The 20,756-nt window shown below is 56.8% G+C and carries 17 protein-coding genes and 1 tRNA gene; 10 read left to right on the forward strand and 8 right to left on the reverse strand.

Going from position 1 to position 20,756, the window contains the following annotated elements; translation table 11 throughout:
- Nucleotides 1–89: 89 nt before the first annotated feature.
- Nucleotides 90–1,070 carry a tRNA-modifying protein YgfZ gene (gene ygfZ / locus CVE23_RS03805; RefSeq protein ID WP_100848934.1) on the reverse strand — a complete coding sequence of 327 codons (981 nt, stop codon included), beginning with the start codon at nt 1,068–1,070 and terminating at the stop codon, nt 90–92.
- Between the two features lie 310 nt (nt 1,071–1,380).
- On the opposite strand from ygfZ, the gene sdhE reads away from it, so the two are divergent.
- Complete coding sequence (gene sdhE / locus CVE23_RS03810) at nt 1,381–1,647, forward strand: FAD assembly factor SdhE (protein ID WP_023637600.1); 267 nt, start codon at nt 1,381–1,383, stop codon at nt 1,645–1,647.
- Nucleotides 1,628–2,059: a protein YgfX gene (locus tag CVE23_RS03815; protein WP_049854564.1), complete on the forward strand. Its 432-nt coding sequence runs from the start codon at nt 1,628–1,630 to the stop codon at nt 2,057–2,059. The genes sdhE and CVE23_RS03815 overlap by 20 nt, the downstream gene beginning before the upstream one ends.
- 99 nt (nt 2,060–2,158) lie before the next feature.
- Here the strand turns inward: CVE23_RS03815 and fldB are convergent, their stop codons facing one another.
- Both fldB and CVE23_RS03825 read right to left on the reverse strand, forming a co-directional pair.
- Nucleotides 2,159–2,677, reverse strand: coding sequence for a flavodoxin FldB (fldB, locus tag CVE23_RS03820; RefSeq protein ID WP_038662307.1), 519 nt, complete (start codon nt 2,675–2,677; stop codon nt 2,159–2,161).
- A gap of 128 nt (nt 2,678–2,805) precedes the next feature.
- Nucleotides 2,806–4,131: an MFS transporter gene (locus CVE23_RS03825; RefSeq protein WP_038662304.1), complete on the reverse strand. Its 1,326-nt coding sequence runs from the start codon at nt 4,129–4,131 to the stop codon at nt 2,806–2,808.
- A 262-nt stretch (nt 4,132–4,393) separates the two neighbouring features.
- Here CVE23_RS03825 and xerD point away from each other — a divergent pair, with 262 nt between their 5' ends.
- From xerD to lysS, 5 genes are all read left to right on the forward strand, one after another.
- Nucleotides 4,394–5,293 carry a site-specific tyrosine recombinase XerD gene (gene xerD / locus CVE23_RS03830; protein ID WP_038917846.1) on the forward strand — a complete coding sequence of 300 codons (900 nt, stop codon included), beginning with the start codon at nt 4,394–4,396 and terminating at the stop codon, nt 5,291–5,293.
- An 88-nt stretch (nt 5,294–5,381) separates the two neighbouring features.
- Nucleotides 5,382–6,098 carry a bifunctional protein-disulfide isomerase/oxidoreductase DsbC gene (gene dsbC, locus CVE23_RS03835; RefSeq protein ID WP_038917847.1) on the forward strand — a complete coding sequence of 239 codons (717 nt, stop codon included), beginning with the start codon at nt 5,382–5,384 and terminating at the stop codon, nt 6,096–6,098.
- Nucleotides 6,099–6,121: 23 nt separating this feature from the next.
- Nucleotides 6,122–7,852, forward strand: a complete 1,731-nt coding sequence (gene recJ / locus CVE23_RS03840) for a single-stranded-DNA-specific exonuclease RecJ (protein WP_100848935.1) — start codon at nt 6,122–6,124, stop codon at nt 7,850–7,852.
- Between the two features lie 167 nt (nt 7,853–8,019).
- Nucleotides 8,020–9,118 (forward strand): peptide chain release factor 2 gene (gene prfB, locus CVE23_RS03845; RefSeq protein ID WP_100848936.1). Its coding sequence is split into 2 segments (ribosomal slippage): nt 8,020–8,094 and nt 8,096–9,118, totalling 1,098 coding nucleotides; the frame shifts between segments, so codons are not numbered across the junction.
- Between the two features lie 8 nt (nt 9,119–9,126).
- The gene (gene lysS / locus CVE23_RS03850; protein ID WP_038917850.1) at nt 9,127–10,644 is read left to right on the forward strand and encodes a lysine--tRNA ligase; all 1,518 of its coding nucleotides are present in this window, start codon (nt 9,127–9,129) and stop codon (nt 10,642–10,644) included.
- Nucleotides 10,645–10,727: 83 nt separating this feature from the next.
- On the opposite strand, the gene CVE23_RS03855 is transcribed toward lysS, so the two are convergent.
- The 4 genes from CVE23_RS03855 to CVE23_RS03870 form a co-directional block, all read right to left on the reverse strand.
- Nucleotides 10,728–11,789 carry a ferritin-like domain-containing protein gene (locus CVE23_RS03855; protein WP_202438329.1) on the reverse strand — a complete coding sequence of 354 codons (1,062 nt, stop codon included), beginning with the start codon at nt 11,787–11,789 and terminating at the stop codon, nt 10,728–10,730.
- Nucleotides 11,790–11,799: 10 nt separating this feature from the next.
- Entirely contained in the window at nt 11,800–13,395 is a 1,596-nt protein-coding gene (locus CVE23_RS03860) for a GMC oxidoreductase (protein WP_038917852.1), read from the reverse strand.
- Nucleotides 13,396–13,405: 10 nt separating this feature from the next.
- Nucleotides 13,406–13,870, reverse strand: a complete 465-nt coding sequence (locus tag CVE23_RS03865; RefSeq protein ID WP_038917853.1) for a hypothetical protein — start codon at nt 13,868–13,870, stop codon at nt 13,406–13,408.
- A gap of 149 nt (nt 13,871–14,019) precedes the next feature.
- The gene (locus CVE23_RS03870) at nt 14,020–15,447 is read right to left on the reverse strand and encodes an alkaline phosphatase family protein (protein ID WP_038917854.1); all 1,428 of its coding nucleotides are present in this window, start codon (nt 15,445–15,447) and stop codon (nt 14,020–14,022) included.
- 450 nt (nt 15,448–15,897) lie between these two features.
- Between CVE23_RS03870 and CVE23_RS03875 the strand changes: the two genes are divergently transcribed.
- The 3 genes from CVE23_RS03875 (at nt 15,898) to CVE23_RS03885 (ending at nt 17,626) form a co-directional block, all read left to right on the forward strand.
- Nucleotides 15,898–16,659: a helix-turn-helix transcriptional regulator gene (locus CVE23_RS03875; RefSeq protein ID WP_225623142.1), complete on the forward strand. Its 762-nt coding sequence runs from the start codon at nt 15,898–15,900 to the stop codon at nt 16,657–16,659.
- 136 nt (nt 16,660–16,795) lie between these two features.
- Nucleotides 16,796–17,467, forward strand: coding sequence for a LysE family translocator (locus CVE23_RS03880; RefSeq protein WP_049854558.1), 672 nt, complete (start codon nt 16,796–16,798; stop codon nt 17,465–17,467).
- An 85-nt stretch (nt 17,468–17,552) separates the two neighbouring features.
- Nucleotides 17,553–17,626 (forward strand) — tRNA-Gly (locus CVE23_RS03885).
- Between the two features lie 436 nt (nt 17,627–18,062).
- Here CVE23_RS03885 and CVE23_RS03890 read toward each other — a convergent pair.
- A complete protein-coding gene (locus tag CVE23_RS03890; RefSeq protein WP_100848939.1) occupies nt 18,063–20,582 on the reverse strand; it encodes a hypothetical protein in 2,520 nt (839 codons plus the stop codon).
- Nucleotides 20,583–20,756 lie beyond the last annotated feature (174 nt).

Here is a 20,756-nt window from a genome sequence, read left to right on the forward strand (position 1 = left end):
CCGGTGCAGATATCGCCGTCAGCCGGATAAGCATCAGGGAGCCGGGGCATCCCCGATGCTTTGCGGGACCGGTTACTCTTCCAGACCGGTTACTCTTCCAAAGAATAAGGCAATGGCTGAATGGCGAGCTGGCTGCCGCTGTCGTCGCGCACCCGCAGCACGCTGTCAGCCTCCAGATCGTTGTTCAGCACCGCCTGAACCCACAACGTGCCGTCATGCAACTGGCTGGCCGCCAGCACGGTGCCGGTACGGCGCCAGTTATCGCCGAGTTTCAGTTCCAGCTCATCGCCTGCCGCGGAGGCCTGCGCACCGGTGCCCGCCAGCCAGTACAGCGCGCGTTTGTTGGCGCCGCGGTATTTGGCGCGCGCGACCATCTCCTGACCGGCATAGCACCCTTTGGTGAAGCTAATGCCTTGTAACGCCTGTAAATTGGTGGCTTGTGGAATGAACTGTGCGCTGTTGGCGCTGTCAATAATGGGCAGCCCGGCCGCGATATCCAGCGCTTGCCATTGGCGGCTGTCGTTGAGCTTGACGCTGGCTTGCAGCGTTTCAATGAGCGCGGCGGCGCGTTGCGCATCCAGCACCAGCAGGAAACGTTCGGTGGGGTGGGCCAGATGCAACAGCGTCGCTCCCGGTTGCTGCACCACGGCGTTATCGGCGTCGGGCAGCACATCGAACAGGGGGGCCAGATGCGAACGAATGTCGAGGCCCGCGGCGCCCAACAGCACCACGTTGTCGTCGGCCGCGATGGTGGTTTTGGAGAAGACCGCGTATTTTTTCAGCTCAGTCAACTGGCTATCCCGCACACTGCGGCGCTCCAGATAAGCCAGTCCGTCGCCATAATGGAACAGGCGCACATTGCTCCACATTTTCCCTTTGGCGTCGCAGTGGGCGCAGAGCACGTGCTGATCGGCCTGCAAGGCATCGACGTCGGCCGTAAGCTGGCCCTGAAGGTATTTGACCGTGTCCGGGCCGGTAAGGGTGACCAGCGCCCAGTCATCCAGCGCTATCAGGGTGGCGGGGAGTTGAGCAGAAGAAAACAGCGGTTGTGCGGTAAACGGATGAGCCATATTACAATCCTGCGATGCGTAATGTCAGCGAATGACCCAATGGTAAAAGAGCGACAACGGTTTGCAAGCAGTTTAGGCTGTGTTCCGCCATAAGGCGGCGAACGGGGGGAATAGAAGGCGGGGGCGAGAAGGCAAAAGGATAGTCTAATCGTGCGATATGCTGCGCATCCGTGAAATAGTACACGCGGTAATACGCGAAAATATGTCAAAGTGTTACTATTAGTAGAAGGCCATCAGGTAGAATAGGGTTACACCGACGGTCATCATCACCCTGCGCGGATAACCATACAGAGAAGTGGGCGAAATGAACATGGACATCAATAACAAATCACGCATTCACTGGGCGTGCAGACGCGGAATGCGTGAACTGGATATTTCCATCATGCCGTTTTTCGAGCATGAGTACGACACGCTGAGCGACGACGACAAGCAGCATTTCATCCGTCTGTTGCAGTGCGACGATCCCGACTTGTTCAACTGGCTGATGAACCACGGCGAGCCGGTGGATCCGGAGCTGAAGCGCATGGTTTCCCTTATTCAGACGCGAAATAAAGACCGTGGCCCAGTGGCAATGTGATTTGCGTGTATCCTGGCGCATGCAGTTGTTTTCTCTGCTGACGCACGGGTTCCTGGTGCTGATGATCCTGCTGGCTCCCTGGCCGGACGGCTATGCGCCGCTGTGGCTGGGGTTGGTGACGCTGGTGGTGTTCGGTTTCGTGCGCAGTCAGCGCATCATCAAGTCGCGTCAGGGGGAAATTTCCCTGCATGGGGAAAACCAACTGCACTGGCAACAGCGTGACTGGCAGATAGCCCGGCGACCGTGGGTGATGCGCAACGGCGTGTTGCTGTCGTTGCGGGCGACGACCGGCAAAGGGCATCAGCGCTTGTGGCTGGCGTCAGACAGTATGGGCAATGAAGAGTGGCGGCTGTTGCGCCAACTGTTGCTGCAGCATCCGCTGCAGGGCACGGAATCCTCCCGCCATCATTAAGGCTGCCGGCGGGAGCCGCATCGAATCGGCATCAGGCGTTGCATTAATGTCACGAATGGCATGCACGCAACGCCTGAACGCCGCCCCTGGCGTAGCGCGTCAGAGTAACTCCGCCATTTCGTGCAGGATCTGCTCGCACCACTGTTGAATCCGCTCGTCGCTCATGTCGTACTGATTCACTTCATCCAGCGCCAGACCAACAAAGTGCTTACCGTCTTCCGTAACCGGTTTCGGGCTGGTGAAATCGTATCCTTCGGTCGGCCAGTAGCCGATAAAACTCACGCCCAGCGGCTTGAGCTGGTCATGCAACATGCCGAGCGCATCCAGAAACCATTCGCCGTACCCCAACTGGTCGCCCATGCCATACAGCGCGACAATCTTGCCTTTCAGGTTCAGCGTCGACAGTTGCGCCCAGACGGCTTCCCAGTCTTCCTGAATTTCACCGAAGTCCCAGGTGGGGATGCCAAGAATCAGCATCTCGTAGTTTTCCATTTCCTGGGGCGCAACGTCTTTCACGTTGTGCAGGTCTACCAGTTCCTCGCCCAGAATGTCGCGGATTTTCTCCGCCGCCATTTCGGTGTAGCAGGTGCTGGTGCCGTAAAAAAGTCCTATCTTCATAAGTGTCTGATCGTGATTGCATCAATAAAGGCGGTATCGCAGAGCGTTTAGCCTAACGGAATATAACAGGGTCGTACAGGGCGGGAGCGGAAGAAGGGATGAAGGCGATGCCTTCATCCCTAAAAGACTTAACCGAGAGACTGGTGGCGGGTTTCTTTCGTCAGCAGCAAGGCAATCAGCGTCAGTGATGCCATCGCGGCGAGGTAAACGCCCACGTAGAACAGCCCGTAGTGGCTGGTCAGCCAGGCGGCGATGTACGGCGCCACGGACGCGCCCAAAATAGAAGAGACGTTATAGGAGAACGACGCGCCGGTATAACGCACTTCGGTCGGGAACAGTTCCGGCAGCAGCGCGCCCATCGGGCCGAAGGTCAGCCCCATCAGGCTCAGGCCGCATACCAGAAACGCCATAATCAGCGTCTGGTTGCCGGAGCCCAGCAAAGACGGGAACGCCATCGCGAACACCAGCATGATGCAGGTCACGGTGATCATGGTCTTGCGACGACCGAAGGCGTCAGCCAGATAGCCCGCCACCGGAATCGTCAGACCGAAACCAATCACCGCCATCATCAGCATCCACAGGAAGTTGTTGCGTGGAATACCAAGCCCGACCGGCGCCGGGGTGGTGCCGTAAGTCATGGAGTAGACGGTCATGATGTAAAACAGGGTATAGGTCGCCAGCATGATGAAGGTGCCGAGAACGGTGGCTTTCACGTGTTTGCTCAGCAGGGTGCCCAGCGGCACGCGCACCTGTTTCCCTTCTTTGGCGACTTTGGCGAATACCGGCGATTCGTGCAGCGATACGCGCACGTACAGACCGATGATCACCAGCACGGCGGAGGCGATGAACGGCACACGCCATCCCCAGCTCATGAATTGCTCGTTGGTCAGCACCCAGGACAGCAGCAGGAAGGTGCCGTTGGCGAAGAAGAAGCCGATCGGCGCGCCCAACTGCGGGAAGGAGCCGTACAGCGCGCGTTTGTTGGCCGGGGCGTTTTCGGTCGCCAGCAGCGCCGCGCCGCCCCATTCGCCGCCGAGGCCAAGCCCCTGGCCGAAGCGGGCCAGCGCCAACAGCAGCGGAGCCAGTACGCCGATGGTTTCATAGCTCGGCAGCAGGCCGATCAAGACGGTGGAAATACCCATGGTCAGCAGCGACGCGACCAGCGTCACTTTGCGGCCGACACGGTCGCCGAAGTGGCCGAATAGCGCGGAGCCGATCGGGCGCGCCACAAACGCGATGGCGAAGGTCGCCAGCGATTGCAGCGTAGCGGCGGTAGCATCACCCTGCGGGAAGAAAATGTGCGGAAAGATCAGCACGGCAGCGGTAGCATAAATGTAAAAATCGAAGAATTCGATGGCGGTGCCGATCAGCGAGGCGACCACCACTTTATTGCGCGAGTTTACCGGCGCATCTGGTGTTTGATTATCAATAGTGGATGAGATGGAGGCTTGCATAGTTTTTTGCTTTTTTGTAACACACGGACCCGCATTCTATGCATAGAAAAAAGTTCTTTTCAAACCAGCGCCGCGACTGACGCCGGCCCTTGCGGCAAAGGCATTCCGGGATACGCTGGAATAAGAAAATATAATCCCTTCCGCGCTTCGTTTTGCCACAGGATGTGATGAAGTTGAGAATGATTACCGAATTGTACCCCGAACATACTCTGTGAGGCATAATGGCGGGATGGAGCCGTTGGCGGCATGACGGGAGAGAGTGATGCAGAAACAGGATCAGACGTTAATCGAGCAGTTTCTGGATGCCCTGTGGCTGGAGCGCAATCTGGCGGAAAATACGCTGTCGTCCTATCGCAACGACCTGCGTTCGCTGGCGGACTGGCTGGCTCATCACGACAGTAGCCTGTTGCAGGCGCAGCCGTCGGATTTGCAGGACTTTCTGGCTGAACGCCTGGAAGGCGGCTACAAGGCCACCAGTTCAGCTCGTTTGCTGAGCGCGATGCGGCGCTTGTTTCAGTACCTGTACCGGGAAAAGCAGCGAACCGACGACCCGAGCGCGCCGCTGTCGTCGCCGAAACTGCCGCAGCGGCTGCCGAAGGATCTGACGGAAGCGCAGGTGGAAGCACTGCTGGCGGCGCCGGTTACCGATCAGCCGCTTGAACTGCGCGACAAAGCGATGCTGGAACTGCTGTACGCCACCGGCCTGCGCGTATCGGAACTGGTGGGGCTGACCATCAGCGATGTCAGCCTGCGGCAGGGCGTGGTGCGCGTGATAGGTAAGGGCAACAAGGAGCGGCTGGTGCCGCTGGGAGAAGAGGCGGTGTACTGGCTGGAGCAGTATCTGGAGTACAGCCGCCCCTGGCTGCTGAACGGCCAGACGCTGGATGTATTGTTCCCAAGCAACCGCGCCCAGCAGATGACGCGCCAGACGTTCTGGCACCGCATCAAGCACTATGCGACACTGGCGTCTATTGACAGCAATAAACTTTCTCCGCATGTTTTGCGTCATGCCTTTGCAACCCACCTGCTGAATCACGGTGCGGATTTGCGAGTGGTGCAGATGTTATTGGGCCACAGCGATCTGTCCACTACGCAGATTTATACCCACGTTGCGACGGAGCGGCTGCGACAGCTGCATCAACAGCACCATCCCCGGGCATGATGTCCGGCGGGCTGACAGGATGTCATGGCGGGTTCCCCGCCAATGATGGATAAGCACGGCGCTTGCGCCCTGATAACAGGATAATTCCATGAAAAAACGTGTAGTACTCTTTTCATTGCTGACTCTGGCCCTGAGCGGCGCGGCGCGCGCGGATGATGCCGCAATCAAGCAGACCATAAACCGTCTGGGCTTGCAGAGCGCGGAAGTGAAGGATTCCCCTATCAGCGGGATGAAAACCCTGCTGACCGAGAATGGCGTGCTCTACATCACCGAAGACGGCAAGCACCTGCTGCAGGGGCCGCTGTATGACGTCAGCGGCAAGAACCCGGTGAATGTCACCAACCATATTCTGAACGAGCGTCTGGATGCGTTAAAAGACCAGATGATCGTCTATAAAGCGCCGCAGGAAAAACATGTCATTACCGTGTTTACCGACATCACCTGCGGTTACTGCCACAAACTGCACGAGCAGATGAAAGACTACAACGCGCTCGGCATTACCGTGCGTTATCTGGCGTATCCCCGTCAGGGCATGAACTCTCAGGCGGCGAAAGACATGCAGTCGATTTGGTGCGTGGCGGATCGCAACAAGGCGTTTGACGCCGCCATGAAAGGCGATGACGTGTCGCCCGCCACCTGTAAAACCGACATCGGCGCCCATTATCAACTGGGCGTGCTGTTTGGCGTGCAGGGTACGCCGGCGATCGTGCTGGAAGACGGCACGGTGGTGCCGGGGTATCAGCCGCCAAAAGAGATGATGGCGATGCTGGATGCGCACAAAGCCTCGCTGAAATCAGGCGGTTAATTGAATCGAGTGGTTAATCAAGCGTGAATGTTGTTACCCAACTCCGTCGTCGCCCGACGACGGAGACAGAGTTACCCGACTCCCTCCCCGTTTTGCTGCGTCGTTTATACGCCCAGCGCGGCGTACGACAGATGCAGGAGCTTGAGCGCAGTCTGCGCGGTCTGCTGGATTACCGTCTGCTTGGCGGCATTGAGCAGGCGGTAGAGGTGTTACGTCAGGCGCTGGCGGACAACCGTCGCATCGTGATCGTCGGCGATTTCGACGCCGACGGCGCCACCAGCACCGCGCTTACGGTGCTGGCGCTGCGCAGCATGGGCGGCCGCGAGATTCAGTATCTGGTGCCCAACCGGTTTGAGGACGGCTACGGGCTCAGCCCGGAAGTGGTGGCGCAGGCCGCCGCCAAAGGCGCGGAGCTGATCGTGACCGTCGATAACGGCATTTCGTCGCACGCCGGGGTGGACGATGCGCACCGGCGCGGCATCGCGGTGGTGGTGACCGACCACCATCTGCCGGGGGAAACCCTGCCGGCGGCCGAGGCGATGATCAACCCCAACCTGTCGGATTGCGCGTTTCCGTCGAAAGCGCTGGCGGGCGTCGGGGTGGCGTTCTATTTAATGATGGCGCTGTTCGTGCGCCTGCGCGACGCCGGCTGGTTTGCCGAACGCGGTCTCGCCGTCCCCAATTTGACGGAACTGTTGGATCTGGTGGCGCTGGGCACGGTGGCGGATGTGGTGCCGCTGGATGCCAACAACCGTATTCTGGTTTCGCAGGGATTAAGCCGGATTCGCGCCGGCAAATGCCGACCGGGGATTCGCGCCCTGCTGGAAGTGTCCAACCGCGACGCCGTTCAACTGGTGGCGAGCGATTTGGGCTTTGCGCTGGGGCCGCGTCTTAATGCCGCGGGACGGCTGGACGACATGTCCGTCGGCGTAGAACTGTTGTTATGCAACGACATCGTGCAAGCGCGGATGCTGGCCAGCGATCTGGATGCGCTGAACCAAAGTCGCCGTGAAATCGAAGCCGGCATGCAGGTGGAAGCGCTGCATTTGTGCGAACAACTGGAGCGCAGCCGCGACACGCTGCCGCTGGGGCTGGCGATGTACCACCCGGAGTGGCATCAGGGCGTGGTGGGGATTCTGGCGTCGCGCATCAAGGAGCGTTTTCACCGCCCGGTGATCGCGTTTGCGCCTGCGGGCGACGGTATTCTGAAAGGTTCCGGGCGGTCTATCGCCGGGCTGCATCTGCGCGACGCGCTGGAGCGCCTTGATACCTGTCACCCCGGTCTGATGTTGAAGTTCGGCGGCCACGCGATGGCGGCGGGATTGTCGCTGGTGGAAGACCGTTTTGACGAGTTTCGCCAGCGTTTTGCCGATCTGGTGGGCGAGTGGCTGGATGCGTCGCAACTGGAAGGCGTCGTCTGGTCCGACGGCGAACTGGCGATCCCTGAACTGACGCTCGGCACCGCTGAAATGCTGCGTGAAGCGGGGCCGTGGGGGCAGGCGTTTCCGGAGCCGACCTTCGACGGGCGTTTTCGGCTGTTGCAGCAACGACTGGTCGGCGAGCGCCACCTCAAGGTGATGGTGGAACCGCTGGGCGGCGGCCCGCTGCTGGACGGCATCGCTTTCAACGTCGACACCTTGTTGTGGCCTGACAGCAGCGTGCGCGAAGTTGAACTGGCTTACAAACTGGACGTCAACGAATTCCGCGGCAAACGCTCGGTACAACTGCTGATCGAACACCTGTGGCCGCTGTAGTATGCAGGCGGCACAACTGACGCCGGGTTTCCCCCGGCGTTTTCTTTTCGCTATGCGGCGTATCCCGCTAAAATCGGTAAAAAGCTATAAACCACGGCGCGGATCCGCTACAATTCGCCGTTTACATGCATTCTGTCATCGACAAACAACATTAAGATCCTAACACCATGTTTGAAATCAATCCGGTAAAAAACCGCATTCAGGACCTGTCTGAACGGACAGCTGTTCTGAGGGGGTATCTTTGACTATGACGCCAAGAAAGAGCGTCTGGAAGAGGTAAACGCCGAGCTGGAACAGCCCGACGTATGGAACGAGCCTGAACGCGCGCAGGCGCTGGGGAAAGAGCGTTCCTCCCTGGAAATGATTGTCGACACCATTGATCAGATGGTTCAGGGGCTGGACGATGTCTCCGGTCTGCTGGAACTGGCGGTGGAAGAAGACGATGAAGACACCTTCAACGAAACCGCTGCCGAGCTGGATCAGCTGGAAAACAAGCTGGGTCAGCTGGAATTCCGCCGTATGTTCTCCGGCGAGTACGACAGCGCGGACTGCTACCTTGACCTGCAGGCCGGTTCCGGCGGCACCGAGGCGCAGGACTGGGCCAGCATGCTGCTGCGCATGTATCTGCGCTGGGCGGAAAGCAAAGGCTTCAAGACTGAAATCATTGAAGAGTCCGAAGGCGAAGTGGCCGGCATCAAATCCGCCACCATCAAGATCATGGGCGACTATGCGTTTGGCTGGCTGCGTACCGAAACCGGCGTACACCGCCTGGTGCGTAAGAGTCCGTTCGATTCCGGCGGCCGTCGTCACACCTCGTTCAGTTCCGCTTTCGTGTATCCGGAAGTGGACGACGACATTGATATCGAGATCAATCCCGCGGACCTGCGTATCGACGTATACCGCGCGTCCGGCGCCGGCGGCCAGCACGTTAACCGTACTGAATCCGCGGTGCGTATCACCCACATTCCCACCAATATCGTTACCCAGTGCCAGAACGATCGATCCCAGCACAAGAACAAAGATCAGGCCATGAAGCAGCTGAAAGCCAAGCTGTATGAGTTTGAAATGCAGAAGAAGAACGCGGAGAAACAGGCGATGGAAGACAACAAGTCCGACATCGGCTGGGGCAGCCAGATTCGTTCTTATGTGCTGGATGACTCCCGCATTAAAGACCTGCGCACCGGGGTGGAAACACGTAATACCCAGTCGGTGCTGGACGGTGATCTGGACAAGTTTATCGAAGCAAGTTTAAAAGCGGGGTTATAAGGAATCTCATGTCTGAACCACAAAACCAGGGTGCCGAGCAGGCGCTGGATCTCAATAACGAACTCAGAACGCGCCGCGAGAAGCTGGCGTCGTTGCGTGAAACCGGCGTGGCTTTCCCGAATGACTTCCGCCGTGACAGCACTGCCGATCGGCTGCACGCCAGCTACGACGAAAAAGACAACGAAGAGCTGGAAGCGCTGGGTCTGGAAGTGAACGTGGCCGGCCGCATGATGACCCGCCGTATCATGGGCAAAGCGTCGTTCGTTACGCTGCAGGACGTGGGCGGCCGCATTCAGCTGTATGTGGCGCGCGACGATCTGCCGGAAGGCGTTTACAACGAACAGTTCAAAAAGTGGGACCTCGGCGATATCGTCGGCGCGCGCGGCAAGCTGTTCAAAACCAAGACCGGCGAGTTGTCGATCCACTGTACCGAACTGCGTCTGCTGACCAAAGCGCTGCGCCCGTTGCCGGACAAGTTCCACGGCCTGGCGGATCAGGAAACCCGTTACCGTCAGCGCTATCTGGACCTGATCGCTAACGACGAGTCCCGCCACACCTTCCGTGTGCGCTCGCAGATTCTGGCCGGTATCCGCCAGTTCATGGTCGGCCGCGACTTCATGGAAGTGGAAACCCCGATGATGCAGGTGATCCCCGGCGGCGCATCCGCGCGTCCGTTCATCACCCATCACAACGCGCTGGATATCGACATGTACCTGCGTATTGCGCCGGAACTGTATCTGAAGCGTCTGGTGGTGGGCGGTTTTGAACGCGTGTTCGAGATCAACCGTAACTTCCGTAATGAAGGCGTGTCGCCGCGTCACAACCCTGAGTTCACCATGATGGAACTCTACATGGCGTACGCGGACTATAAAGACCTGATCGAACTGACCGAGTCGCTGTTCCGCACGCTGGCGCAGGACGTGCTGGGTACCACCGAAGTGCCGTACGGCGACCAGCTGTTCGACTTCGGCAAGCCGTTCGAGAAGCTGACCATGCGTGAGGCGATCAAGAAATACCGCCCGGAAACCAACCTGGCGGATCTGGACGGCTTCGACGCGGCGAAAGCCATCGCGGAGTCCATCGGCATCAAGGTTGAGAAGAGCTGGGGTCTGGGCCGTATCGTAACCGAGATCTTCGAAGAAGTAGCGGAAGCGCATCTGATTCAGCCGACCTTCATCACCGAATACCCGGCGGAAGTCTCTCCGCTGGCGCGCCGTAACGATCAGAACCCGGAAATCACCGACCGCTTTGAATTCTTCATCGGCGGACGTGAAATCGGCAACGGTTTCTCCGAGCTGAACGACGCTGAAGATCAGGCGCAACGCTTCCAGGATCAGGTTGCTGCGAAAGACGCCGGCGATGACGAAGCCATGTTCTACGACGAAGACTACGTCACCGCGCTGGAGCACGGCCTGCCGCCGACCGCCGGTCTGGGCATCGGTATCGACCGTATGGTCATGCTGTTCACCAACAGCCACACCATTCGCGATGTGATCCTGTTCCCGGCGATGCGTCCGCAGAAATAATTCTGTCTGGCGATGGTCGCACGATGAAAAACCGGTGCCTGCTGGCACCGGTTTTTTTATGGCTGCAACTTGCGCCGGGCGCGCTAGGGCGTAAACCAACTGAATGTCGGCGTGCCGTGACGCAGATCGGCATCGCCGGGTATCGGCTGGCTGGCCATATTGATGGCGATGGGCACCATGCCGTGCATGCCGTTCATGATCGCGGTATACAGCGCTCTCGGATGGCCGCTAAAGGCCTGCTGCAATTGCAACAGCATCAGCGTGTATTGCCGGTTAAATTGCTCGTTGAGCGTCGCCAGCGGCGTGTCCGGCGCGTAATCGCTCGCCACCGGGTTGGTCTTGATAGGGTACACGGCCTGATAGTCGACCGGAAAAGGCTCGCCGCTGGGCGGTTGATGCGGTTCGTCGCCGGGCTGGTAATAGCGGGCGAAATAAATCTCCCTGAACCGGTAGAAATGCGCCAGTTCCACCGGTTGCCCGAAGGTAAGGTGGTCATCGTCGTAGATACTGGTGGATGACCCTTCACCCTGTTCGATAATGGTCGTAATCGCTTCCCGGGCGCTGGACAGATTGGTGATCACGATCGGTTTGCCGCCGCTGGACCAGTAATAATCCTGACTGATCTGCAAGGCGAGGTCGCCGCAAAAAACGGCGCTTTCGCCGTACTTGCCGCACAGTTCTTCCAGTTGATGCAGGATGTTGAGGTAAAAGTCGCCAATCGTCAGGCCGTCGATATCCAGTTCGTCGGCGGCCATCAGCATCAACGACTCCCGTTCCGCCCAATCGGAAGGCAGCTCAATCATCATAAAGATTTCGATCGCCTGCGGGCTGAACGCCTGAAGGTTGACGTCAAACTTCCGGTCTTTGAAGCGCTTTCCTCTGAACTCCATCGCCAGCGGATAGCTCGGCAGCGAGTCCGGACCGAGGTCGACCCGGCCGCCCAGACTGTTGATCAGGTTACCGACCAGCGTCATGTGCAGCATCTCTTCAATCATCACCGCTCTGATCAGATCGGCGGGCACCCGGTTTTTATCCGGGTGCAGGCTGACCAGCGCCATCATGTAAGGCGGAATGGTGCCGAACTCCAGCGTCATGGCGGTTTTCAGCCAGTCAAGCAGCTCGGTCTTTTGGGTTTCAAGGCTCATGTTCAACTCCTTACAGGCCACGATGGTGGAGGTGATCCGCCAGACGCAGAGACAGGGCCGTCAGCGTCAGGGTCGGGTTGATGGCGCCGGTTGAAGGGAACACCGCATTCGAACAGACGTAGACATTGTCGGTGCCATGAATGCGCAGGTGCGGATCGACCACACCCTGTTTTTCGTCGTGGCTCATTCGGGTCACGCAGGCCGCGTGGTCGGCGCGCCAGGAAATGCTGGGTTTGCCGGCCAGCGTAGCGCCAATTTGCCCAAACAGTTGATTAACATGGGACTGAATTTCCATCATCCGCTGGTCGAAGGTTGCATCTTTGGTGTAGTCGACAAGGGTTTCCTCCATTCCCAGATGATTGATCTTGTTAAAGTTAAGGATGCGGTTGTCATAGCGTGAAAACACTTCGAGCATACCGTGCAACTGGATTTGCGTCGGACCGGAAACATAGGCATCCATCTTTTCGCGCGTCAGGCCGTTTTGCATCTGCTGCGCCAGATTGAGCAGCGGGCTGCCGGGCGGATTGATCAGCATGAACTTCCCTTTGGCCTGCTCTTCCGGGCTGTCGAAATGGCGGGAGCACAGGGTGGGAAAATTCATCTCCGGCTGCAGCGCCTGCGGGTTGTCCGGCAGGTTGGCGGTGAAGATGAAATAAGGATGGGTAATAAAATTCCGACCGACCAGGTCATGCTGGTTGCCAAGCCCGCCGGGCCAGTTTGTCGAGGTTGAACGTAACAGCAGTTTGGCGGATTCGATAGTGCCTGCCGCAACGATAATACGTTTGGCGTGGATAACTTCCGTCTGGCCGTCCTCTTTATCAACGCATTCCACGCCGGTTGCCGACTGTTTGCCGTCCATCAGGATTTTCTCAACGATGACGTTGGTGCGGATATGGAAGTTTTCGTGGTTTTCCCATGTCTGCATATCGTTGAGAAAGTTGGTGGCGGCGTAGCGGGCGCCGAACGGGCAGTACTTGCAGGTGCCGGTCGTCTGGCACGGCGCATGGCGAGACACGGTATCCGTCATGCCGTGGCGGGCGATCGGGACGTGACTATAGCCGATGCCGAGCGATTCCATCGCCGTCGCCATCGGTTGGTCCTCCAGCGTATAGGGGAAGGCCGGGAACGGATAGCCAGCGCTGCGCGGTACGGTGGGGTCGTGGGAGTCGCCGGAGACGCCGATGTAATGCTCCGCGGCGCAGTAATAGGGCTCCAGTTCGTGGTAATCGAACGGCCAGTCGATCGACTCGCCGGTATTGCTGTGCAGGAAAAAATCTTCCGGTTTGAGACGAAAGGACCAGCCGCCCCAGTGGATGGTCGAGCCGCCGTAGGTTAGCGCCCGTGCGCCGGCCAGCGGGATTTCCGTACCGCCGGCATTCAGGTTTTCTCCCGGATGATCCCGTTCCGGGTAAGGGAGATCGTAATACTTTTCATAAGGCAGCTTGCCGTTGACCAGATAGGTCGTCCAGGTGTTGTAATCCTGCATTTTCACCCTGCCGCCGGCTTCCAGCAGCAGGATGGAGGCATGGGGATCGTGATCCAGCAGACGCTGCGACAGGGCGGCGGCGGCGATGCCGGAACCAATAATCAACGTATCGACACGCATGATGGAGCCCTCAGAATGAACGATAGGGTATTGGAGCGCCGGGAACGTTGGCGCCGCCAAAGTACCCCGGATAGTTCAGCGCGCCGCCGAAGGATTTGAAGCCGCCCAGCGATAACTGTAGGGCAATGAATTCATTGGAGACTTTCTGCCGGGTAATGGTCAACGGCGTCAGGGCCGGGGGCTGATTGGCGCTCGCGTCGGTAAACAGGAAGGTATAAGCGCCTTCCTGACCATGCTCCTGTATCAACTGTGCGATCACCGTTTGGGCGGTGGCGTAGTACTGTTGGTACAGCGGGTTGGTATCAATACGGTTTGCCATGAAGGAGTACAGCAGCGGCTGATAGGTGGGCGAGTCGTCCAGATTGCGCCAGAACTTGCCGATGTGTACAAACAGTTGCCACATGGCGTCCAGCGTGGTTATACCCAGAGGCGCCAGTTGGGCGCTAAGGTAATGTTGTGTGTTGATGTCAGACATAGGTCCTCACAGAAATGCGCAGGAGAAAGAAAAACAGCAAGGTTTGAAGCGTTGCGGGTGAAAACCTTGCCAAAACACAGCGGGACGCGGGCCGAGCGGTAGCGCCCCCGCTGATTCTGTCGTCCGATCCCGGTCTGGCCGGGAAACGGTTAACGGGAATTCAGCCAGTCTTGTGTGCGCTGGCGGATGTAGTCGGCGTACTCGGCCGCGGTGGTCATATCGGGCATCTGATGGTGCATTCCGCCTTGCGCGTCCGATACCGGCAGTTCGCTGACCAGCTCGGCATGGACCTGTTGCAGATGGGACGGCATGCCCAGCGCCGGATTTTTTCCGGTTGAGGTGGGAACGGCCACTCCAGCCAGCGGATCGTCGGTGCGTGGCGTCGTGAGCGTAAGAACTTCCCCCACGCCGGAGGCGGCGGCATCGCGGTTTGTCAGGGGCGACAGCGCCCAGCGTTGTTCCACGGTTTTGAGGATCGAGGTGTGATCCAGCGGCGTAGCCTGATCCGGAACCCGGAATACGGTACCCGCTTCAACCCAGGGGGAAACCAGTACGGTGGGCACGCGCGGCCCGAAACGGGTGAAGTCGAAGCCGTACTCGCCGGTACTGTCGTCCGGCGGCGTCGCATTCCACGGAGGAGGCAGATGGTCGTAGCAGCCGCCGTGTTCATCGTAGGTAATGATCAACAACGTCTTGTTCCAGAGCGGGCTATTGCGCAGGGCATAGTAAACATCGTGAATCAGCTGTTCCCCCTGCGCGACGTCGGCGACCGGGTGCTGGCTGTTGCCATCTTCACCCCAACTGGGCTCCAGAAAAACATACGACGCCAGCGTGCCGTTGCGGGCCGCCTGCTGAAAATTGCTGAACAAGCCGAAGTGACTGTCATCAGCCTGTTGGGTATCGGGAAAATTGTGGCGGGTCAGCGGCGGCTGGTCATAACCGTAGATGGACCATGTGATGGCTGACTGACTGAGCAGGCCAAAAATGGAAGGGCAGGTATAGCTCTTGGTCTTGTCATTCATGTGCCCTTGAGAGGTGGCGGCCGAAACGAACGCCCGGTTGGGCAGCGTCTCGGTGGGCGCGGAGCCATACCAGCGATCGCAGACGGCATAGCCCGTCGCCAGCGCGGATAATACCGGAAGCGCCTGTGGCGTAAAGCAACCCATGATATTGTCGGCCTGGGTGCCAGGCAGGATTTTCCAGCCGCTTTCCTGCGACTGCCAGCCCAGAGTGTAGGCGTAATCGGTGACGAATCCCTGATTGCTGTCGGCGGGTGGGGCGCCTGGCGCATGAATATCGCCAAACAGTTGCGAATTCGTCGCGTAATACCCCTCTCCGGGGTCGGATCCCGGCATGAAATACGCATTGGGCGTATCCGGCGTAATTTTAAATACCTGAACCGGATTGCCGTTACTGTCTGGATTGGTTTCATTTCCGGTTAAACCGGCGAAGGGATGCCCGAGCGGAGAAAGGTTATTCCGGTCGGCGTAAAGAAATCCCAACATATGATCAAAAGAACGGTTTTCCAGCATTAATACAACAATATGCTCAATATTCGATAATCCGGTATTGGCCATGACAACCTCTCAGCGAATGTTGATATATACCCTAAATAATTCGAGTTGTAGGAAAGCCAACGCACCTGCAACTCAAAGTATGACGGGTATAAAAGTTATATATCAATGTATTGGTAGCTTTGCCTGGGTTCTCGGCCTGGTGGGGATGTCATGAAGCCAATTGATACAAGGGCGGGAATAAAGGATTTTATTCGTGTTATGTATCGATAATTTAGTCCGGCTGTTTATTCTGTCAAATTAAAAATAAATGACATGCTGAAGTGTCTATTTTTAATATAAATGTTTTTTTGTCGGGAATAGACAGAGGGTAAAATAATTAATTCGCTTACTTTACCTAAGGGAATTAGCGCAGAATGATCATTACTGGGGATGCTGGCGGCGGAAAAGCGGGCATCGCTTCTTTCTGCGATAGTCGCCGTGTTATCGTCGGTATGTTGTTTCTCACCGGGGATGATGATGATCACGTACCGTAATGACGCGTTCGAACTGGCGTTGCTGACCAACGGCAAGCGTTTCCCTCGTCACAGCCATGACGAATTCGTCATCAGCGCCAATCTGGGCGGGCTGGAGCAGGTCTGGCTGGACGGCGACACCTTTGTTGCCGACACGTCGATGGTCACGACCTATAATCCCGGCCAGTTGCAGGGCAGCGAACACAGCCACGACCGCTGGCAATGCGCGTCGCTGTACGTACAACCACGGGCGTTCGAAGACTATTTCCAGCAATCGTTCCTGTTTTCACGTCCGGCCAGCGTGTCTCCCCGGCTGGCCCGCCAATTGACCCAACTGGTGACGGCGGTGATGACGCCCGCGCAGCGTGAGGAACAGATAGTGATGTGGTTATCTGAACTGATGACGCAAGCCCGCGGCGCTTCTGTTCCCCATCCCATACGGGAGCCGGCCCGGATCCGCCGGATCAAGGCGCGGCTGGCGAGCGATCTGGCCGAGATTCCAACGCTGTCCGAACTGGCGCGGCAGGAGGGCATTTCCGCCGCCCATCTGGTGCGCGGTTTCACCCATTCGGAAGGTATCTCGCCGCTGGCGTGGCTGATGCAGGTGCGTATGCGCCGTGCGCGAATCTGGCTGCGTCAGGGGATGCCTATCAGTCAGGTGGCGCTGGCGCTGGGGTTCGCCGATCAGGCGCATTTCACCAAGGCGTTCGGCCGTTATAGCGCCATGACGCCGGGGCAGTTTCGCGATATCAAATTTTGACAATACAGACGGTGAATATCGCCGTAAGCTCGTCGCACATTAATCATTAAGTTACCGGAAACAGACATTAATTACCGGAAACGCACCAGAGCGACCGGAAAAACGTTACCGGAAAAAAGAATAACTGAGGGACGCTATGTTACTGGTGATGCTGAGCGGCTTGCTGTTGTCGTTGTCGCTGTGCCTGGATTTGGGGATCGTCAATACCGCCATTATTAATCGCGGCGTCCGGGATGGCGCAGGCGCGGCGTTTTTTATCGGCCTGGGGTCCTGCTTCGGCGACCTGATTTACGCCACGCTGTCGGTGCTGGGGATGGCGGTGATTTTCAACTATACGCCGGTACGCTGGCTGTTGTGGATAGGCGGCGGCGGTGTACTGCTGTGGCTGTCGTTCAGCATGGCGCGCAGCGCCTGGCGCGACTACCGCCAGCAGCGCGGTTTGCCGATCGATACCGTTACCGTGTTTTCGCCGCGCGCGCCGGCGTCGGCTCACCGCGATTTTATCAGCGGAATGGGAATGGCGCTGGCGTCGCCCAGCGCGCTGCTGTGGTTTGCGGCGGTCGGCGGGACGTTGATTGCACAGGCCACCGACGGCTCCGCCAGACAGGTAGCGCTGTTTCTGGGGGGCTTCTTTATCGGCGGCGTGCTCTGGACGCTGTTCATGGCGCTGTTGATCCAGTACGGGCGCGGCGCGTTGAAAGGCCGACTGTCGTTTTATTGCAGCGCGTTATCCGCCGTGCTGTTCGCCGTGTTCGCCGCACAGGTGATCGTTAACGGATACCAAACGCTGCTGACGCCGGCCAACTGAATCGACTGCTTAAAACGCGCGCAGTCAGCTGGTGTTTTGTCTTGCCCGCCAGACAGATGACGCTATAATGCCAGTCACTTTCGACGCGGGCGTAGTTCAATGGTAGAACGAGAGCTTCCCAAGCTCTATACGAGGGTTCGATTCCCTTCGCCCGCTCCAAAATCAACGCTCCTGAACTGCACTAAATTCAATTTTTCCTTGTTAAATAATCAATTATAGAATTTTTTCGTCACTCATACTCAACGTTGATGTAGGGGAATGGGGATATAAACTTACCCTCAATGAAGTTAACTGCTCGTCAGGTTTGCTCTCTTCCCTTGGTTCAATTCGGTACTCCTTGAATCTATCACGTGTGTATACGGTCATTTTTTCCTTGCAATAAAATGCCCTGGAGCCGTGGTGGTTTGGAGTAGTCTGCCATTCCTGGCAGACTGTTACAGTTAACGAGACGTAGCCTGTAGCATTGATTTATAGGTAATAAAGCGAGTTATCAAAGAAGCGCGCCTGCGCCCTTATTCAAGTTTGTGGCTGGGCTGCAACACGCTCAGCCCAGTCCGATTGGATGCGTCAAAAAATTGTTTCTGTAGTACTTTCGTTATGCAGCGGCAGAAACTGGAACAGCCGTCTCCATTTGATCAACCATCTCGCTGATTTGTTCTTGCCCGTATGTCAGAACTGGTCGTTGCTTAACCACACTCACCACCAGCGGCTTGAGCAACATATTTGCTGTTGCGCGGCCCTGTTCCTTAGCGGCGAAGATGATCTCCAGCGTTTTTTGGTTGAGCACGCTTGCCAGATTCGCGTTAAGGTTTTCCAGCTCATGCTCTGTAAGCAGAAAACTTGCCGCAAGCCATGCCACCTGCTCCTGAATTAGCTCCAGCACCTTAACCCGATCATCTTCAATCAGCGCGCCGGCAATTTTTCTGGAAATAGCCGCTGCAATCATGCCGCCCAGTAAACCACCTGCTGCACGTCCAGCTAAAGCGCCAAACGGCCCTAATGGGCTAAGCATCACACCGCCAGCAATAGAGCCAATGGCACCCCCAGCGACGCCGGAAGAGGTTACAGCCAGATTTTTTATGAACTGGGCTCCTGAAATACGACCACGTACCATCTTGATCATATCCGGGCCAGTGGTAACGGCTACCAGCGCGAAAGAGGTCACCAGCGTGCCACGCATCATTTTATTTAGAGAATTTAGATTATTGGCTCCGACTCCCCGCTGAAGCGCATTACGTACCGTCGGGCTGGCAGCAGCGAAATCGATATTTTTAAGCAGCCCCTGAACGGCACTAATACGGTGTAATTGCTGGACCGTTACATAAACCGTCAGCGTGCGGGTAAAGGTTTTCCCGGCTTGTATCGCGGCAGTTTGTAACGCAGCCTTACGATCGCCGGTATTGAGATAGAAAATGGAAGCCGTCAGACCGAAACTAATCCCGCCTGCGGCAAGACTGACAATGGATCCTTCCGCAAGATCGTAGGTAATGGATTCGAACGTACCAAATTTAGTGATATTTTGCGCCTGCGCGTAGGTGAGGTGCCCCCGACGTATCAGTTTTGTCGCTTCGGCTGGATCGTTAACGCCAGGCACTTTGCCATCGCGAATTTTGTTCTCCATGGTCTCAAGCGCTTTTGCGTACTGGTCTTTTGGCACCTCGAGCTGCATCGGCGCGCCGTTACTGTCGTAGTAACGATAATGTCCATTTTGCCCATCAAAACCGGCACCTACGCTGCGCGCGGCGGTTGAGCAATATTTGGTTTGGATCTCAGTACCGTTAACCAGCCTGTCTGCGCCATTTTTTGCATTGTCGTCACCGAGGATTTGAGCGTCTTTCAGTTGTACTCTATCGACAAGATGGTTGCCCCGTTCAGCAGCAAAACCATGTCCTTGTCCGCCCACGGCGAACATTTTTTCGTTGGTATTCCAGGCTTCTGGCAGCGTCATGAGAATCAGGCCATTCGTCGCCGCGCTGGAAATAAATTCAGCCTGCGGTCTTTCATGGATTTCCTGGCAAAGTTTTTCGGTTTCACGGCATATATCAGAGCAATACCATTCATGATTTCCGCTACCGGAACCGTTCACGCTTTTAATCTCACTCAAACCGCATGACGCGCAGGTACAAAGCTCATCAATAAAGCGGAATGATACAAATTTGCGCCCGTCTGAAAACGAATAATAACTCCCACCGTCAAGATAACGATTCAGAAGGTCATCATTTGCGGCGGCAGGTAAATTCAGTCGATTGCTGAAGAGCGTTTTTACTTCATCCGGCGAATGCGTTAGCTTGCTGTTCAACTGCCCGTTGAATTCCGCCATTTTTCCTTCATACCAGGCATCATTCAACAACCAGTTATCACCCGCCAATTCTTGCTCTCGTGTCTTGCCCTGCAGAATATGTTGCGAGACTAGCTTTAGAAAAACGCTTTCGGTTAATTCTGCGGAGAGGTTGCTTGCTTTCTTTAGCTCCGCCAGCCAGCTCCGGCTATTGATCGCTTTTTGTTCCTTCAATCCTTCTTTAACGGCCATCGTTAGCTTCTTCAGTTCCTGAAGCTGGTTTGCTGCATAGAACTGCGTCAGTAAGGCTGCAATCCAGTAAAGCAGCCCTGCCCACCACATTAGTGAAGGCGAAATAGCGTATTCCCATGCGATAAACGGTGTAACCGCCGAGCAGGCCATAAGAAAATAAGACGTGTAAAAACAGCAATAGTATTCTTTGAGTTTTCCGGCAATATCGACGGGAGCGAGCCCATTCTTCAGGATAGCTTTGGTTTGCAGGGGTTCCGCCAGTAAGCCGCCGGCAAGCGCCGCAGTCAAAATAAACTTCATTGAATCAAAGGTATGTGCTTCATAGGCAATGTGTTCGCCGTCCAGTCCCCACATAAAGCTAATTATCATGCCAACGATGACGAGTGGAACACCCAGCAGCCAGCGCAGGCGAAGCGCAAAGGTTACTCGTTCCACAATATAGCCCGCTAATAACGGCGGGCCTGCCACGATAAGTACGCCGAGGCCAAATACCACGCCCAGAATATTGAGCGATGCCCTAAACAACGCTTTAAGAACAACAAACCCTATAACCAGAAGAATTAATGCACCAATTATCTGTAGCATTATTATTTTTATCCTTGCTTTAACTGTTTCATCCCGGCATCACGCCATCATAAAAGCGTCCAGATCATCCGCGTTTTTAATGCTCTTGTCTCTTCTCGAGACGCCATGGGCTTGTGCAAGCGTAATGCTCGCCTCCAGCAACTGGCTATTATTTTCCACATTTGGACCGCCCCT

This window comes from Dickeya fangzhongdai (genome assembly GCF_002812485.1).
Taxonomy (GTDB): domain Bacteria; phylum Pseudomonadota; class Gammaproteobacteria; order Enterobacterales; family Enterobacteriaceae; genus Dickeya; species Dickeya fangzhongdai.